Here is a 17,068-nt window from a genome sequence, read left to right as displayed (position 1 = left end):
GGAAGAGCGATGCGGCCCGCAACGGTGCGCCGCATGTCGTGTGCCGTCATGCCGTCGCCTTCGATGGTGACGCCGAGCTGGCGATGCGGGCGACGCCATCGCGCCACATCGCTTCGAGCGCAGCTTCGAGGTGGCGCGCATAGCGCGCGGCGTCGCACAGGGGCGAAGCAAGCAGCGTCGTGCGCAGGCTCGAGCGCAGCGCTGCGAGACGCGGCACATCGCCCGCGAAGGCGATGGCCTTGGCGACATAGTCGTCGTTGTCGGCGGCGATCCAATCGGCGAGGTCCGCCGAATGCAACATGCTCGTACAGATGTTCGACAAGAAACGATCACCGCGCCGGCACAGCACGGGCACGCCCATCCAGAGACCTTCCACGCTGGTCGTCCCACCGGGATAGGGGAAAGGGCTCAGCGCGATGTCGATGCGGTTATAGGCAGCGAAGTATTCAGCGCGCGGCGAGCGCCCTTCCAATATCAGTCGCGATGCATCGATGCCGCGCGCCGCGAAGCGCGCGAGCGTGGTCTCGCGCGTGGGCGCATCGTCGAGCTGCTTCGCTTTGAGGAACAAGCGCGAATGCGGAACGGCGTGCAAGATACGCGCCCAGACATCGACGACACCCTCGTTCATCTTCATCAGATGGTTGAAGCAACCGAACGTCACGTGGCCTTGCGCGGCGAGCGGCAACGGGCCGATGGCGACTTGCTCGGCCGGCGGCGTGAAGCACAGATAGCTGTCGGGCAGGCGCCAAAGCCGTTCAGTGTAGAACGCTTGCGCATCGGGCGGCAGCACGTGCGCATCGCCGAGCAGATAGTCCATGGCCGGCAAGCCCGTGCTGGCGAAATAGCCTAGCCAGCTCGCTTGCACGGGCGCGGGACGCCAGGCGAACATCGGCAAGCGATTGAAATTCATATGGCCCGACAGGTCGAGCAACAGATCGATGCGATCGTCGCGGACGCGCGCGGCCGCTTGCTCGTCGTTCATCGAGGCGAGCGGCGTCCAGGCGCTGAAAAACGGCTTGATGCGTGCGGTCAGCGCATCCTCCAAACGGCGCGTCGGGTAGGCGACGAGTTCGATTCGGCTACGGTCGATATGGGCGAGAATGCTTTCCAGGAAGTGGCCCGTGGGGTGAGTCTTCAGATCGCCGGAGACGAGGCCGACGCGCAGGGGGGCGGCTCGTGCACCGGCTGCGAGCGGGACGAGCCAATCGCGCCAAGGCTTTGCTTTAGCTGTGGCGATGCCGCCGAATTCGACGGCTTCGGCCAGATAGTCGGCCTGGCTCATGTCGTCGCGGTAGCTGAGGATGAAGAGCAGATTGCTGCGCGCTTCCAATAGGCCCGGCTTCAGTGCGAGCGCCCGTCGGTAGGCGTCGATCGCGGCATCGAGCTCGCCTAAATCGACGAGGGCATTGGCTAGGTTGTTGTGGGCTTCGGCGTAGTCGGGCTGGAGGGCGATGACGGTTCTGAAGCATTCGACTGCTTCCGTCAGGCGGCCCTCGTCTCTCAGCAAATTGCCGAGATTGTTGTGTGCCGGCGCATAGTCGCGCTTCAGCACGATGGCCTGGCGAAAGCTCTCGACCGCCGCAGCCCGCATTCCTCGCGCCGACAGCGCATTCCCGAGATTGCCATAGAAGATTTCGCTCTCGTGCCGGCTCAGCGCCTGCATGATCCATTCCGTCGCTTGCACATAATTGCCGTCGTGATACGCGACGAGGCCGAGCAAATGCAGCGCGTCCGCGTGGTTAGGATCGACGGCGAGAATCTGCTGATAGACCAGTGCCGCATCCGCGAAGCGTCCGGCATGCTGCAGAGCTAGACCCGATTCGATCAGGGGAGCGTTCGAGGGCGAGGCCGACTGCGACAACGACGAAGCCGGCGCACTCGGAGTCAACTCACCGCGCGTGCAAGGTGCGATGACCGGCGGGATAATGAACTGCACAATGCCTGGAGCCGGTTGCACCATCGCCGGCACCGCCGCTTGCGGCGTCACACCGGCACGCCCAGCCGACCCGCACGCGACGGCATTTTCAAACGGCTGTCGGGAGCCTAGTTCACGATCATTGCCCATACTTGCGCAGATAGCATTCGTAGGCTGCCCGCCACGGTGGCGTATTGAACGCGCCGGCGCTCTCGTGGACAGCACTAATTGGCCACGTACCCATGCGCAAGCCGTTGAGTTCGGCTTGCCGGCAGAAGTCCATGTCGTAGAGGTGGAACTCGAACTGATTGTCGAAGCGCGTACCTGATTCGATCAAGCGCGCACTGTCGGCAACGAGCATGAGCCCATCGAGCAGCTTGCACTCGACGCCCGACGGTCCGAAGTAGGAAATCATGTCGCATGGAAAACCCTTGCCGTGGCCGACCGTCCCGCTCAGATACTCTGGGCTGTCCCACGTGAAGTCGGGCGTCGCGAAGGCCCACGCAGGTTGCAGGGGCAAGCGGCGGCGATTACCGGCCAGACCGACCACGTCGAACTGGGTAAGGGCTTCGCGGATACGTTCCATCCAAAAAAAGTCATGGATCGATACGTCGTCGTGCATGAACACGAGAATCGCGGGGCTCGACGCAGCCTGCTCGATCGCGGCGTTGTATAGAGTCGCGAGCCCCGTCGTATTGTTGTCGAACAGCAGCAGTTCAGGCGCACACGCGGGACGTTGTACAGCCAGCGACCGACCAAGAGCGGTATCGCTCATGAAGTTCGCTCGTGAGCAACGAGTCGCGCAGACAAGGCGGATCGGCTTGTCCTCTGAGGCATCGGTGCGCGAGTGTTCGGCCGGGGCGGTCGTAGCCCGGGCGGCAGGATCGGGCTGTTCAGTGCGCGAGGGCGCACCTGTCGTCGGCGCGCCATCGAATTTTTTCACGCGCGTCGCGACGGCGCTTCTCGCATGGGCGAGATCGGCCTGAAAGGACTCGCTGTCGAATAGCTCACGAGGCACACGCGTCGTGAATTCATGGAGATTGGCTTGGAGTCGCGCGATCTCGGGTAGGCGAGCGCCACAAGAGGTATACAACTGCGACAAGCGCTGCGCCGCGCCAGCGAGCGCGCTGGCGGTCAGCGTGCCGCTCGCAGCTTCACCGCGCACCAGCAGTTCCCATTCATACAGACCGGCACTATAGGTAGGAGTAGTTTCCGGTGAAAGTTGTTTGTACTCGGGCCGCATGCGCAGCATGCTCAAGTACCCGCCGACCGCGACAAGAGGCCCGCGCGCGGCAAGGTTCAAGTACGTGGCCACGTCGGTCAGGAAATCCAACGTCAGTGATCGGTAGGCGAACAAATCCGTTTCGCTCGCTCGCTGGCGATCGATCATGACGTTGCTCGTTTCGCCAATAAAGTTTTGCATCTGGGCGACCATGTCCCTGACGAGCAAATCTCGGCCGATCAACGCCCGTTCTCCGACATTCAATAGCGCAGGCGGGGTATGCACGATGACGTCCTGCTCGTCGATGACCGCGCGCCCGTGAAATGCGAGGGGCGATTCCGGATGCAAGCGCAGCGCTTCGACGAGCGCATGGACCGACGTCGGCAACAGGATATCCGCTTCGGCCAGCCACTTGACGTAGCGACCTCGCGCATGCGACCACAACGCCCGGGCGGTCCGCACCTTGTCGTTGAAGCCTAGGTGGAGGTAGCGAATTCGCGAGTCGTTCAGTGCGGTTACGATCGGTGCCAGGGCGCCGCCAGGCGTATCGTCGCCCACTACGATCTCGACGTCGTCGAAAGTTTGGCGCTGAGCGCTGATCAGAGCACGACCTAGATAGTCGGCTCGGCGCGCGGGAACCAGGATGCTGACGGTAACCATTGGTGGGGAATCTCGTTAAAGTGGCTTGCGTGAGGGCGGTAAATCGAAAATAGCCGCCACTACACCGTGTCAAGCGTGCCCTGGCGCTCTCTCTAGCAGCAAGTAAAACTGCAACGAGCACAGTTCGGTCCATTCGTCGCGGCTCACACCCTTGAGCGTCATTCGTTCAAGATCGATGTTGATCGGCCCCGCGGCGCTTTGATGCTGCTGCCAAAGAGCGGCGAGCCGTCCGTCGATCGAATAGCGTGTCTGAATCACTCGGTAGCCGGTTTCCTCGGCGAACTTGAGCATTTCCTTGCGCGTAAAGAACCGAATGTGCGTGATATCGAGCAATCCCGCGGCGTCGTACGTCCAATTGCCTTTGCTCAGCTCGTCCATGAGCCACAGATTACGGACATTGGGAATGCTGAGCACGAGTTGCCCCGTCGGCGACATGTAGGGTCGCAGTTTCACCATCACGTCCCATGGGTCGTACATGTGCTCGAGTACATCGGTCAACAACACCGCGTCGAGCGTACCGTGCGCAATCCCTTCCCGGCGAAGATCAAAGTCTTCGAAACGACCGTGCAATACGCGGTCGAGCTTTTGCCGTGCGAGAGCCGCGGCATCCCGATTCATCTCGATGCCCCAGGCCCGGCTTCCAGGGAAACGCGACTTGACGAGCGCGGCATTGCTTCCCGCCGAGCAACCGACGTCAAGAATCAGCGATGGTACGTTTGTAAACATCTGTGCGAGTTCGCTGCGCCCAACCGTGTGATAGATATCGTCGACGGGCCTCGACTCAACGTTGAGATATTGCTGCCAAACGTAACGGGCCTTGCGCTCGGACAGCCCCCTAGCCATCGACGACATCAATTGCGCCACACGCGTGGCAGCCTTGCCGTCCACAGTCTCGTTGTAATGCGCCACGCGCTTTGCCGCCATCGCGAGCACTGCGTTGCGTGCGTCACCGTCCGTCAACAGCAGCCGCATATTGCCGGCCAGGTCCGGCGCCTCGACTTCCAAGATTCCTGTTTCCGACTCGAAACACGGTCCCATGATCATGCCGGTCTCGTTCATCAAGTTGATCACCGGCGTGCCGGCGAGCATCCCTTCCACCAAGTAGTTCGAGTCAATCGCCACGAGCAAGTCGGCACCCGCGGCAAGGAGCTGCGTGTCGCCAGTGCAGTAGAAGTAGTCGTCTCGAGGAGCCCCCAACTGCCCCAGAATGTTTGCGCAACGCTGCTCGCCGAAGGCCTGATTCGAGGGCCGGTCCTTGATGACGGCGTTGAAGCGCAGGCCGCAAGCGCGCAGCGCCTCGCAACTCGCTATGAAAACCATCACTGAATCGGCGTAGATATCGTCGTTGCAGTGCGCACTGAAGTTCGCCGACCAGGTCGTGCCGAAGACGATCAGCGGCGCATCGGGGTTCAGACCGTACTTAGCGTCGAGCTGACGACGGCTGCCCGTCTTGTCGTTTCGCAACTGCGCATAGTTGTCCCAAGCGGGATTACCGGTAACGACGAAACGTTCTTCGGGGTACCCGAGGTCGAGGTAGCCCTCCATGCCACGCCGTCCGAACACCGCGAGCTTATCGGCGATCAGCTGATCATGCACGGTGTACGGATCGACAAGTGCGATGCCGTGAGCGACGTGCAACGTGGCAATGCCCCGAGACTTGGCCCAGGCAGTCGCGACTTTGCCGCTGCGAGTCATGTCTTCACTAGTCACGAGCAAAGCAATGTCGAATCGGCCGGCTGCCTGCTCGAGGCAATCGAGCAACGCAGCCGTAGCCGGCAAGGAGGCGGCGAGTGTTTCGTCGATCGCGGTCGAGATCAGCGCCGACTCGCGTCCCAATGCGCGCTCTTCGCCCGCCAATGCGTTCAGGTACTGTGCGAATTGTGTCTGCGTCCGCACCGTCTCGGTTTCGAAGCGCCTCACACCTTCAGCGTCGAGCAGATCTTCGAGATGAACGACGGTGCTCCCGGTGCTTTCAATCGCACCGCGCATCTGCGGGCTTGTGGCGCCTGCGGAAACGAGCACGACCATCGGCTCGTGCATCGCCAGGAATTGACGCAGTGCTTCGTATTGCGTGCCCCACAACAGGCTGACAATGGCCTTTTGTGTCATTGCCGACCTCCATCGAAAATGCCGAAGTGCTTCTCCAATAACGCCTTGACGAGGTCATATTCCGCACCAATGGCGAGATCAACGCCGTCCTTGAACCGAAACGGCGCACCCGCCGCCCAGCCACGCGCGATGCTGGTAGCGTGCAGATCGATTCTCTCGTGCTCGAGCCACACGCTGAACTGCTCGAGTACTTGCGGAGCGATAACGCCGCGAAAATCGAAGCCGGGCATCCGTGCCGTAAGCGTCTTGAAGAGTCCGAAGAAGAATCGCCGGCTGCGCAGCGGCCTGAGCAACTCCGCGAGCCGCGCTGCATATTGCTCTCGGGTATGCGGCAGCCAGGGTTGCAACGCCGCGAAGTCGCCTCGATCGAGTGCCTCGTCGCGCGCTGCGACATCGGCCGCGAAACGAGCATTCGCCTGCACGTCAGGTCGATTGTCGAGAACGACGAACATACGGCCCGTCACACGGGGCGTCAAATGCCTGATGATCGCGTCTTCGAGAAAATAGCCCAGGTCGAATAGCGCCTGGTCGCGAGCGAACCAGGACAGCAGGCGCTTCCATCGTTGCGTGGCGTCGAGCTCGGCATAGGACAACCAATTGATGTTGCCGCCGCCCAAGAATGCACCGTAAGGTGCAGCCGCAACGATAGTCAACTCCGCGCCATTCGCGAATTCGACCAACTCGTCGGCGCTCACGCGCGACATGTAGTGCGTGAAGTCGCCTTTGTCGTGTGTGCGTTTTAGGGCATGCGGCCACCGCGTCTCGTCCGCGCCGTATGCAGCTTGCGTATGGTCGAGCGAATGTATGTCGAAGACCATTCGACCGCCGGGCCGCACGACGCGCTTCCATTCGAGCAGCGACTCGCGCCAGTTCGGGAAGTGAACGAGAACGTTGAGTGCAACGGCGCAGTCGAACGCATTGTCGGCGCACGGCAAAGCGGCGAGATCACCGACCTTCAGTTCGATCGGCGAGCCCCCGGCTAGCCGCCGCGTTTCATCGAGCATCGCTTGAGAGCTGTCGATGCCGGTCACGCGGTACCCGTCGACAACGAGCGGCAGTGCCGCGCGACCGGTGCCCACGCCGATATCGACGATCTCCGGTCCGCGAGCGAAGCGTCGAATCGCGTCGACCTCCAGCGCATTCTTGAGGCTATTGGTCGATTCGCTCACCATCATGCGACCCGAATACCAGCTGACCATGCGAGGGTCCTGCCAAGCGTCGGTTTTCCAGCGGATGAGGTCGGACAGACCCTCGCCGGAGGGGAGATCCAGCCGATCATTCATTTCAGTACTTCCCAAGAAAGAGGGGTGCCTCGCGTGAGGGCGCGTCGGACCTTTGTTCCGATCACGGTGGAAAAATATTTCGGCGACAAGCCGAAGCCCGGCCGAATCGCACGCACGTTGTCGGTGGTCAGCACCTCTCCGGCTTCCACGTCGCGCACGATGTAGAGCGAACGCCGGAACACCGCAGACGCGCGCTCTTGCTGCGTTGGGCCGTACACGACACGCCCCAAGGACTGCCAGGCTCGTTCGCTTTCCACTACGAGCGTCTTCATTTCGTCGGGCTCGAGTGAGAAGGCCGAATCGACACCGCCGTCGGCGCGCCGCAACGTGAAATGTTTTTCGATCACGGTTGCTCCAAGTGCAACGGCCGCGACGGCTGCGCCCACGCCCATCGTATGATCGGACAGCCCGACTTCACAGTCGAAAAGCTCGCGCATATGCGCGACCGTATTCACGTTGCTGTTTTCGGGGGAAGCCGGATAAGAACTCGTGCATTTGAGCAGAACGAGCTGTTCGCAGCCGGCGTCGCGCGCGGTGCGTACCGCTTCATCGAGTTCGGCTACGGTCGCCATCCCCGAGGAGATGATCAAGGGCTTCCCCGTGGCCGCCACCCGCCGAATCAACGGCAAATCTGTGTTCTCGAAGCTCGCAATCTTGTACGCAGGGACGTCGAGGCCCTCGAGAAAATCAACGGCTGTTTCGTCGAATGGCGTCGAAAAGCACAGCATGCCGCGCGAACGAGCGCGATCGAAAATCGGCTTGTGCCACGCCCACGGGGTGTGCGCCTGCTCGTAAAGCTTGTATAGCGAAGTGCCGGACCATGGACTGTTCGGATCGCCGATATGAAACTCCCCATCGTCGAGGTCGAGCGTCATCGTGTCGGGCGTGTACGTCTGCAGCTTCAGTGCGTGCGCACCGGTGGCCGCCGCCGCGTCCACGATCTCAAGTGCGCGCTCGAGCGACTGATTATGATTGCCCGACATCTCGGCGATCACGAACGGCGGACAGTCACGGCCAATCGGCCGATCCGCAATCTTGAATGCGCTCATCGCGCGACTCCTTACCAATAATCGACGGTCGAGCACCATAAGGACAGCGCCGTCACACGACGAACTCACCTGCTGCTTTCAGCGCTGAGTAAATCCACTCCGCGCGCTGCCAGTCTTCTAGGGTATCGATGTCCTGCACAAGATGCCGAGGTAATACGACCGGCAACGCAACGGGAGAAAACAGCGTGTCGCCCCGCCGCCATGCTTCACAGCGCCCCCAGTAGAACTGACCCGCATCGTGCCATGCCGCCTCGAGGTCCTGCGAACGGACGAGGCGATACTCGGGGTATAGGGCGTCGAGGGCACCGTCGGCGGTTACACGCAGCGCACGCTGCACCGGAAAATCGAATGTCGTAACCGAAAATGCGAACGATTTATCGGTATGCATCCGCAACTGCTGGAAACCGTCGCGAAGGTAGCGCGCCTGCAAAAACGGCGCAGTCGCGTAGATGCAGCATGCAAATTCCGGATTCGTGCCCTCGTTGCCCAACGCTACGAGCGCGTGCTGCACGACCTCCATCGTCCCGGCATGGTCGTCAGCAAGCGCCGCCGGCCGCACAAAAGGCACTTGTGCGCCATGCTGCCGCGCTACATGCGCGATCTCTTCGTCATCGGTCGTGACGACCACGCGTTCGAACAAGCCGCAAGCGAGCGCGGTACGGATCGAGTAGGCAATGATCGGCAAGCCGTGGAAGGGCTTGATGTTCTTCCGCTCGATCCGTTTGCTACCGCCGCGCGCGGGAATGATTGCGACGCACGTCATGTCAGCGCCTTCCTCAATTCATGCGCGACGATCGACTGAGTTTCGTCGGTCAACCCCGCATACATCGGCAAGCTAATGGCCTCCCGGTAATACTGTTCGGCTTCGGGAAACTGCCCCGGCGCGAAGCCAAGGCGGCGGTAGTACGGCTGCAGATGCACAGGAATGTAATGCAGGTTCGCGCCGATGCCCGCCTGCCGCAGGCGTTCGAAGACCTGACGATGCGTGGCATGCGTAGCGTCGAGCTTCATCCGCACGACATAGAGGTGCCACGCGGAATCGTCGAGCACCTCGCTTTGCGGCAGCACCAACGGCAAATCGTCCAGCAACGTCGCGTAACGTCGAACGAGTGCTCGACGGCGCGCAAGGAATGTCTCGAGCCGCGCGAGCTGAGAGATACCCAGCGCGGCCTGAAGATCGGTCATGCGGTAATTGAAGCCCAACTCGACCATCTCGTAGTACCAAGGCCCGTCGCTCTCACGCTCCAGCTTCGCGGCATCGCGCGTAATGCCGTGACTGCGCAGACTCAGCAGCCGAGCGTGCAGTGCGTCATCGTTAGTCAGCACAGCACCGCCTTCGCCGGTCGTTACGATCTTGACAGGATGGAAGCTGAACACCGTCATGTCCGCAAAATCGCCGCAGCCGACGGGCCCGCCCGCATAGGTTGCCCCCACCGCATGCGAGGCGTCTTCGATGACGGTGAATCCGTAACGGTCCCCGAGCCGCTTAATTGCTCGCATATCAGCGCTTCGGCCCCCGAACGCGACCGGCACGACGATCTTCGGCAACGTGCCTGCTCGTTCCGCGTCAGCCAGCTTGCGTTCGAGCGCTACCGCATCGAGGCACCAGGTGTTGCGGTCGATGTCCACAAAATCCACGTCCGCGCCGCAGTAGCGAGCACAATTGGCCGATGCCACGAATGTGTTCGGCGTCGTCCATAGTCGGTCGCCCGGACCCAGGCCAGCGGCAAGACACGCGATATGCAGCGCCGCCGTTGCGTTGCAGACTGCAACCGCATGCGCGGACTTGGCGCGCTCGGCAAGGGCGGCCTCGAACGCCGGTATCGCGGGCCCCTGCGTCAGCCAATCCGACTGGAGCACGCGAGCAACGGCGGCAAGGTCGGATTCGTCGATCGACTGACGCCCGTATGGAATCATCGCGCTCATACGGCTTGCTTATCGAGCGTCCGCAGTTCTTCGATTGTCAGGAACCGGCTATTGTTGTCGGACGTGTATTTGAAGCCTTCATCCACCGGCTTGCCAACTTCGCCGAGCGCATTGGTTGCATAGTCGCTTTGAACGACGAAACGCACCGACGGTGCTATGACATAGTGATCGTGATAGACGACGGTATTCATGCTGTCGTCGCGCGTAATCATCATTTCGTGCAGTTTTTCACCCGGACGAATGCCGATGACATGCTGCGGCAGTTCGGGGGCCATCGCCCGTGCCAGGTCGACTATTCGCACCGACGGAATTTTCGGCACGAACAGTTCCCCGCCCTGCATGCGCTGGAAGCTTTTCATGACGAAGTCGACCCCATGATCGAGCGTGAGCCAAAAGCGCGTCATACGCTCGTCCGTAATCGGCAGACTTTGCGCGGCTTCGGCTATAAGCTTGCGGAAATATGGCACGACCGATCCGCGCGAGCCCACCACATTGCCGTAGCGCACCACCGCAAAGCGAGTCTTATGCTTGCCAACGAGGTTGTTGGCCGCCACAAACAGCTTGTCCGACAAGAGTTTGGTAGCGCCGTACAGATTGATCGGACTTGCGGCCTTGTCGGTCGACAGCGCAACGACCTTCTCCACCCCATTCTCGATCGCCGCGTTGATGACGTTCTCGGCACCGTTGACGTTCGTCCGAATGCACTCGGTCGGATTGTATTCGGCCGCGGGCACTTGCTTGAGCGCCGCAGCATGCACAACATAGTCGATTCCGCGCATCGCTTGCTTTAGGCGCTCGCCGTCCCGCACATCACCGATGAAATATCGCATGCACGGCGCGCCGAAAACCTGCTGCATTTCGTATTGCTTCAGTTCGTCGCGTGAGAACACGACAACGCGCGCGGGCTTCCACTGGGCAAGCAGCGCCTTTACGAACTTCTGACCGAACGACCCCGTTCCGCCCGTGATAAGTATCGATTTGTCGTCGAACATTGCCCGATCCTTCTAGCTCACATCGTCTGCCGCGGATGCGGCCGGCCGAGAAACACGCACGCTCGTCGCCAAGTGCCGAACGATGCGCGCCTTCCGATGGATTCGTATATTAGTGACGACCGGCAAGCACCGTAGCTCCGATTTGAAGGCTTTTTGACCTTCTAATCGACAAACTGAAGCCCGGGTGGGGGGCGATCGGTGGGCTATCCGGCCCCGCCGCGACCTGAAATGAGACGATTGCGCCCCAATCGGGGCTCTATTTTACGAATCGGTGGGATCGTCGCGATGGTAGATTGGCGCCGTACGCCAAAGACCTTGAAAGCAGCTCGCCCGCGGCACGGGGCTCATATGAACGGATTTATCATGACCGACACCCGTCCACCGATTCACGGCCGCGGCCGGATCGCGATTCGCGCCGACGCGTCGATCGATTGCGGAAGCGGCCACGTCATGCGTTGCCTAACGCTCGCGGATGGGCTGCACGCCGAAGGCGCGGACGTTCATTTCATCACGCGTGCTCATCAGGGCAATCTCGATGCACTGATCGAATCCCGGGGTTATCGCGTTCATTCGCTCGGAACGAGCGAGCCGGAGGCGGGGGACAAACTCGCCATCGCCGGGGGACCACCTCATGCCGCCTGGCTGGGCTGCGACTGCACGGCCGATTTGAACGATACCTCACGGGCACTGGAATCGATCGGCGACGTCGACTGGCTCGTGGTCGATCACTATGCACTCGACGCTCGCTGGGAGACACCCCTGCGGGAATTTGCAGACCGGCTGTTCGTGATAGACGATCTAGCCGACCGGGACCACGACGCCGATCTTCTGCTCGATCAGAATATGGTCGCGGACGCGCAGCAACGCTACGTCTCGCGCACAGGGCCTCGATGCCAGCATCTGCTGGGCCCCACCTATGCGCTGCTGCGCCCGGAGTTTGCCAGACTGCGTGAAACGGCGAGACATCGCCGTCTAGAGGGGCCAGCCCGTCTACTGGTATTTTTCGGGGGCGTCGACGCCACGGACGAAACGGGTAAGTTCCTCGATGCTTGGTCCGCTGATGACGCAAAACGCTTTGTGGCCGACCTGGTAGTCGGCGCGAATCATCCCCGTCGCACGGTTCACGGGCAATGCGCGCTGCCCGGGGTGAACGTACGGGGCTATGTCCCGGCCATGGCCGCGCTGATGGCGAACGCCGACCATGCGTTCGGCGCCTCGGGCACTAGCAACTGGGAGCGCTTTTGCCTAGGGCTGAATTCGTCGGTCGTTTCCGTCGCCGCCAACCAGCGGGCCATTGCACAGTACCTCGGCGACGGAGGATGGGTGGACAGTCTCGGCGACGCGCGCAACACTACCGCCGAAACCTATCGCGAAGCGCTGCGCATGCTGGATCCCGCCTCGCAGGCAGCCCGCGCTCGCCATGAACGTCTCATGCAGGCGGTCGATGGCCGCGGCGTGGATCGCATCGTACGACGCTTGCTCGACAAGCCGGAGGGGCAATGAGCGAAAGCACTTTCGACGCGTGTCGCGACCGCTTGCGCCCGATCGGCGAGGCCGACCTGGCCCAGATCCTCGAATGGCGCAATTCCCCGGACGTGCGTGTCTTCATGTACACGGGCCACGAGATCTCGCTAAGCGAACACAAGGCCTGGTTCGAGCGCATTGCACACGACCGTTCGAGGCGCTCGTGGATTTTCGAGGCCGACGGTGAACCGATGGGCGTCGTCAATCTGACGCGTATCGACATGACAAGCCGCGAGGCACACTGGGGCTTTTACGTGCGCCCGGGTGCGCCGAAAGGCAGTGGTCTTAGGCTCGGCCGGCTTGCGCTAGCCGAAGCGTTCGGGCATCTAGCGTTGAATAGGCTGATCGGCGAAGTGCTGGCGTCGAACGACGCTTCTCTGCATTTTCACCGCAAGCTCGGCTTCGAACACGAGTGCATTCTCGAAGCGTACCATCACGATGGCGACGCGGCGCATGACGTCCACGTTTTCAGTTTGACGCGCGCGGCTTGGCTACGAGACTGCGCCGCGGCCCTCGCGCCGTAAGCCGTGCTCGCACACGACCAGAGCCCCTACCGCGCCTCGCTCGCGCTGTGTCCCAACCGTGCCGAAACGCACAAACGTGACCTACAAACCAGCCGTAAAGACCTACGACGCCCCCGCCCCCGCCCGCCGCATGGCCACCGGCTTGACCGCATTTTGCAGCGCCGGCGCTGCCGGCGTGGAATCATCGGTCGACGTCGCCCGTCCGCCATCGCGGAAGAACGCCTGCTCGGCCGCCTTATTCATCACCAAGATACTGATCCGCCGATTGGTCGGCGCATTCGGATCGTTCCCTTGCAACGGCTGCACATCGGCCAGCCCGCGCACTTGCAGCACCTTATCGAGCCGCATCCCACCCGTGACCAACGCGCGCCGCGCCGCATTCGCCCGCTCCGACGACAACTCCCAGTTCGTATAGCCGTCCTCGCCGCCGCCGTACGGCACGTCATCGGTGTGGCCCGCTATCGAAATGTGATTCTCGACATCGTTCAGCGCCCCGCCGATCTGCGAGAGGATCGTCACCGCATACGGTTGCAGGCGCGTACTGCCGAGCGCGAACATCGGCCGCTTCTGCGAATCGACGATCTCGATGCGCAAGCCCTCGGCCGTGATCGATATCCGAATTTGATCCTTGTACGCATTGAGCGCCGGCACGTGCTCGATCAGCGCCGTCAACTTCTGCTTCAGTTGCTGCAAGCGCTGCTGATCCTCCGGGGCGGCCTGTGGCGTCGATGGCTGCGCCGTCGGCGCATTGGGCTGCGTCATGGCGCCGGCACCGGGCCGCGTGTCGGAGATATCTTTCCCGCCGCCCTGAACCACGTTCGAGCGCGTCGCATCGGCCGTCTCGCTGCCCGAAAACAGCGCCGAGAGCGGCGTATTGAAGTATTCGGAGATCCCTTGCTTGTCGTACTTGGAAGTCGATCCGAGCAGCCACATCAACAAGAAGAACGCCATCATCGCGGTGACGAAGTCCGCATACGCAATCTTCCACGCCCCGCCGTGATGCCCTTCATGATCGCCGCCCTTCTTGCGCCTGACGACGATGCTCATCGGCCGCTTGTCCGCGGCGTCTTTGGAGAGTCTGTCACCCATCGCTTCGCCCCGCTCAGGATGACGTCGCGGGCTTCGAGACCTTCGTCGCACGGACGGTGTCGTCGAGTTCCTTGAACGTCGGGCGATCGGTGGTGAACAGCACCTTGCGGCCGAATTCGACGGCCACCGAAGGCGCATAGCCGCTCAGCGAAGCGAGCAGCACCGCCTTCACGCACTGGAACGGCTTGGCGGCCGCACGACCCTTGGCATGCAACAGGTCGGCCAAAGGACCCACGAACCCGTACGACAGCAAAATGCCAAGGAACGTGCCGACGAGCGCAGCCGCGATCATCTTGCCCAGCACCGCGGGCGGCTCGCCGACCGAAGCCATCGTATGCACCACGCCCATGACCGCCGCAACGATGCCGAATGCGGGCAAGCCGTCGGCCATCTTCTGCAGCGCGTTGGCGACGACCGATTCTTCGGCATGGTGCGTCGTCAACTCTTCATCCATCAGATCCTGCATTTCGAGGACGTTGATGTTGCCGGTCGACATCATGCGCAGATAGTCGGTGATGAAGTCGAGCAAATGATGGTCGCCGGATATCGTCGGGTACTTTTGAAACTGTGGGCTCTGTTCGGGCGCATCGACATCGGCCTCGAGCGCCATCATCCCTTCCTTGCGAGCCTTTTGCATCAACTCATAGAGCAGCGCGATCAACTCCAAATATTTGGCCTTGTCGTAGCGCGGACCCTTGAAGCAAGCGGGCAAGCTCTTGATGGTCTTCTTCAGCGTAATGACAGGGTTCGCAACGACAAACGCGCCGAACGCCGCCCCGAAAATACAGAGCAGTTCGAACGGCTGAAGCAGCGCGAACAGATGCCCGCCCTCTCCGACGAAACTGCCGATCACGGCGCCGAGCACCATGACCCATCCGATTGCCACAAACATAACTTCTCCCAATGCTCCAAGCTGCGCCAACGCGCCGACCGCCCTCACGCGAGCGGGGCGACGGACGAATCGTTCGTACTCCTATCGATCGTGCAAACGGACACGACTCGATGAAAGCGGTCGATTTTTACCGATCGCGGCCCTGCGGCGAGGTCTGATATCCGTCCATCCCTAGCTAACGGCGCAAACACGCGCAGCTAAAGGGCTAGATGTCGTTGAATTAATAGGGACGCAGCTGAAATGCGGCGACAAACCGGTATCGATGACCGATTTCGCGGAGCTTTGATGTAGATCAAACGTTTGGGGCAACATCACGGTAAGCGAACCGGCACATCGTTCCCTCGCGCGCCACGCGCACCGCGGAAAGATAAAGCGAACCGAAGCCTCGTGCTGCTCGGCCGAGGCGCAGCTCATCGCATCTTCGACGAGTACGAGTGAATAATTGCGGTCGAACGCCGCACGCGCGGGGGCGGCGTTCGGCTCGCTCTATCAATTCTTTCCAACGAAAGATGCGCTGGCGCATGCGCTTTTGGAAACCTACGTCGCGGCGCTGATCGCGGATTTCGAACGGTTGCGCGAAGCGGCGCCCTCGCTCGACACAACAGCGCTCGCGCACCGGCTGGCGCGTGCGCTACTCGCGTTTCGGTCGGCGCATCCGGCGTTCGCTCGGCTCCTCGAAACCCACGGCGGGGCGTTGCCCAGCGCCGCCGCCGTGCGCTAGCGCCTGCGCGACGAGCTGGCCGCGGTGCTGCGCGCCAAAGCACCGTGGATGAAAGCCGCCCAAGCGCAGGTACGGGCGGCGGTGATCCAGCAACTCATGAAGGCGGCGGTCGCGATGCAGGCGCAGAATTCGCTGCCGCATCGCGCCGCGATCATCGACGAGTTGGAGCGCGTGATACGCCTCCACTTGGACGATACGCTGCGCTGCGCCGAGGCAGACCGCGGCGCAGCGGCGAGCCCGAAAGCACGCGATCGACCGAGCACGCGCGACGCGGGTGCTGCGCCCGTCGCGCCGCTTGCGCGTAATCGCTCGTAATGGTGGGAGGCCCAACGCGCCTCGCAGGTCGTTCATCCGATAACCACGCGGCTATAATGGGCGCGATTCCGTACCGAGTCGTCTCCAAGAGGTAACCGATGTCCGCATCGCCCCTCGCCGCCCCGCCGCGGCGCGCCCGCAATCTGGCCGAATTCGTCGTGAGCCGATTGACCGAGCAAATCGAAACGAGCGCGCTCAAGCCCGGCGACAAGCTGCCCACCGAATCTCAGTTGATGGAGACGATGCATGTGAGCCGCACCGTCATCCGCGAGGCGATTTCGCGCTTGCAAGCCGCGAAGATGATCGAAACGCGCCACGGCATCGGCAGCTTCGTGCTCGAATCGCGCGCGTCGAAGCTCGACATCGACATGATCCCGGCCACGACGCTGCGCGACGTGCTCTCGATTCTCGAGCTGCGCATCAGTCTCGAAACCGAATGCGCCGGGCTCGCCGCGCAGCGCGCCCAGCCGGACGATATCTCGCGCATCCGGGCGGCGCTCGATGCATTGAACGCGTCGCGCGACACGGGCCGAGCCAGCGTCGACTCCGATTTGAAGTTCCATATCGCGGTCGCCCGCGCCACGGGCAATCGCTATTTCATCGACATCCTCACGCAACTGGGCACCGCCTTGATTCCGCGCGAGCGCATCGATTCGGCCGGGATCGCCGACGAAGACCCGCAAGCCTATCTCTCGCACGTCAATCGCGAGCATGAGAGCATTCTCGACGCGATCGCTCGGCACGACGCCGAAAGCGCACGCGCCGCCATGCGCATGCATCTTTCGAATAGCCGCGAACGTCTGCGCCGCGCCTACAAGCGCGCGAGCGGGAACGACTAGCGCCGCTT

Annotated in this window: 15 protein-coding genes; 5 read left to right on the top strand and 10 right to left on the bottom strand. The window is 62.0% G+C overall.

Annotated elements, in window-relative coordinates:
- Window positions 1-46 precede the first annotated feature (46 nt).
- The 8 genes from QQS38_RS17755 to pseB all read right to left on the bottom strand — a co-directional run bounded on the left by QQS38_RS17755 (window position 47) and on the right by pseB (window position 11,156).
- On the bottom strand, window positions 47-1,960 hold the full coding sequence (locus QQS38_RS17755) for an O-linked N-acetylglucosamine transferase, SPINDLY family protein (protein WP_479646758.1): 1,914 nt from the start codon (window positions 1,958-1,960) through the stop codon (window positions 47-49).
- A gap of 94 nt (window positions 1,961-2,054) precedes the next feature.
- Window positions 2,055-3,797, bottom strand: a complete 1,743-nt coding sequence (locus tag QQS38_RS17750) for a glycosyltransferase (protein ID WP_479646674.1) — start codon at window positions 3,795-3,797, stop codon at window positions 2,055-2,057.
- 69 nt (window positions 3,798-3,866) lie between these two features.
- Window positions 3,867-5,906: a class I SAM-dependent methyltransferase gene (locus QQS38_RS17745; RefSeq protein WP_479646673.1), complete on the bottom strand. Its 2,040-nt coding sequence runs from the start codon at window positions 5,904-5,906 to the stop codon at window positions 3,867-3,869.
- Window positions 5,903-7,189, bottom strand: coding sequence for a class I SAM-dependent methyltransferase (locus QQS38_RS17740; protein WP_479646672.1), 1,287 nt, complete (start codon window positions 7,187-7,189; stop codon window positions 5,903-5,905). The genes QQS38_RS17745 and QQS38_RS17740 overlap by 4 nt, the downstream gene beginning before the upstream one ends.
- A complete protein-coding gene (gene pseI / locus QQS38_RS17735; protein WP_479646671.1) occupies window positions 7,186-8,238 on the bottom strand; it encodes a pseudaminic acid synthase in 1,053 nt (350 codons plus the stop codon). Before pseI ends, QQS38_RS17740 begins: the two co-directional genes overlap by 4 nt.
- 52 nt (window positions 8,239-8,290) lie before the next feature.
- Window positions 8,291-9,001 (bottom strand): pseudaminic acid cytidylyltransferase, encoded by a 711-nt coding sequence (pseF, locus tag QQS38_RS17730; RefSeq protein WP_479646670.1) that lies wholly within the window; start codon window positions 8,999-9,001, stop codon window positions 8,291-8,293.
- On the bottom strand, window positions 8,998-10,164 hold the full coding sequence (pseC, locus tag QQS38_RS17725; protein ID WP_479646669.1) for a UDP-4-amino-4,6-dideoxy-N-acetyl-beta-L-altrosamine transaminase: 1,167 nt from the start codon (window positions 10,162-10,164) through the stop codon (window positions 8,998-9,000). Before pseC ends, pseF begins: the two co-directional genes overlap by 4 nt.
- Window positions 10,161-11,156: a UDP-N-acetylglucosamine 4,6-dehydratase (inverting) gene (pseB, locus tag QQS38_RS17720; protein ID WP_479646668.1), complete on the bottom strand. Its 996-nt coding sequence runs from the start codon at window positions 11,154-11,156 to the stop codon at window positions 10,161-10,163. The genes pseC and pseB overlap by 4 nt, the downstream gene beginning before the upstream one ends.
- Before the next feature lie 363 nt (window positions 11,157-11,519).
- Here pseB and pseG point away from each other — a divergent pair, with 363 nt between their 5' ends.
- Window positions 11,520-12,659, top strand: coding sequence for a UDP-2,4-diacetamido-2,4,6-trideoxy-beta-L-altropyranose hydrolase (pseG, locus tag QQS38_RS17715; protein WP_479646667.1), 1,140 nt, complete (start codon window positions 11,520-11,522; stop codon window positions 12,657-12,659).
- Entirely contained in the window at window positions 12,656-13,204 is a 549-nt protein-coding gene (gene pseH / locus QQS38_RS17710; protein WP_479646666.1) for a UDP-4-amino-4,6-dideoxy-N-acetyl-beta-L-altrosamine N-acetyltransferase, read from the top strand. Before pseG ends, pseH begins: the two co-directional genes overlap by 4 nt.
- A gap of 102 nt (window positions 13,205-13,306) precedes the next feature.
- On the opposite strand, the gene motB is transcribed toward pseH, so the two are convergent.
- Window positions 13,307-14,293, bottom strand: a complete 987-nt coding sequence (gene motB, locus QQS38_RS17705; RefSeq protein WP_479646665.1) for a flagellar motor protein MotB — start codon at window positions 14,291-14,293, stop codon at window positions 13,307-13,309.
- A gap of 13 nt (window positions 14,294-14,306) precedes the next feature.
- Window positions 14,307-15,185: a flagellar motor stator protein MotA gene (gene motA, locus QQS38_RS17700; protein ID WP_479646664.1), complete on the bottom strand. Its 879-nt coding sequence runs from the start codon at window positions 15,183-15,185 to the stop codon at window positions 14,307-14,309.
- A 442-nt stretch (window positions 15,186-15,627) separates the two neighbouring features.
- On the opposite strand from motA, the gene QQS38_RS17695 reads away from it, so the two are divergent.
- From QQS38_RS17695 to QQS38_RS17685, 3 genes are all read left to right on the top strand, one after another.
- Window positions 15,628-15,906, top strand: coding sequence for a hypothetical protein (locus QQS38_RS17695; RefSeq protein WP_479646663.1), 279 nt, complete (start codon window positions 15,628-15,630; stop codon window positions 15,904-15,906).
- Window positions 15,907-15,954: 48 nt separating this feature from the next.
- Window positions 15,955-16,221 (top strand): hypothetical protein, encoded by a 267-nt coding sequence (locus QQS38_RS17690; protein WP_479646662.1) that lies wholly within the window; start codon window positions 15,955-15,957, stop codon window positions 16,219-16,221.
- A gap of 98 nt (window positions 16,222-16,319) precedes the next feature.
- Window positions 16,320-17,060 (top strand): FadR/GntR family transcriptional regulator, encoded by a 741-nt coding sequence (locus tag QQS38_RS17685; RefSeq protein ID WP_479646661.1) that lies wholly within the window; start codon window positions 16,320-16,322, stop codon window positions 17,058-17,060.
- Window positions 17,061-17,068 lie beyond the last annotated feature (8 nt).

It is taken from the genome of Trinickia sp. Z7 (genome assembly GCF_056498045.1).
Note: the sequence above shows the minus strand (reverse complement) of the source record. Positions and strands in the feature narration are given on the sequence as shown.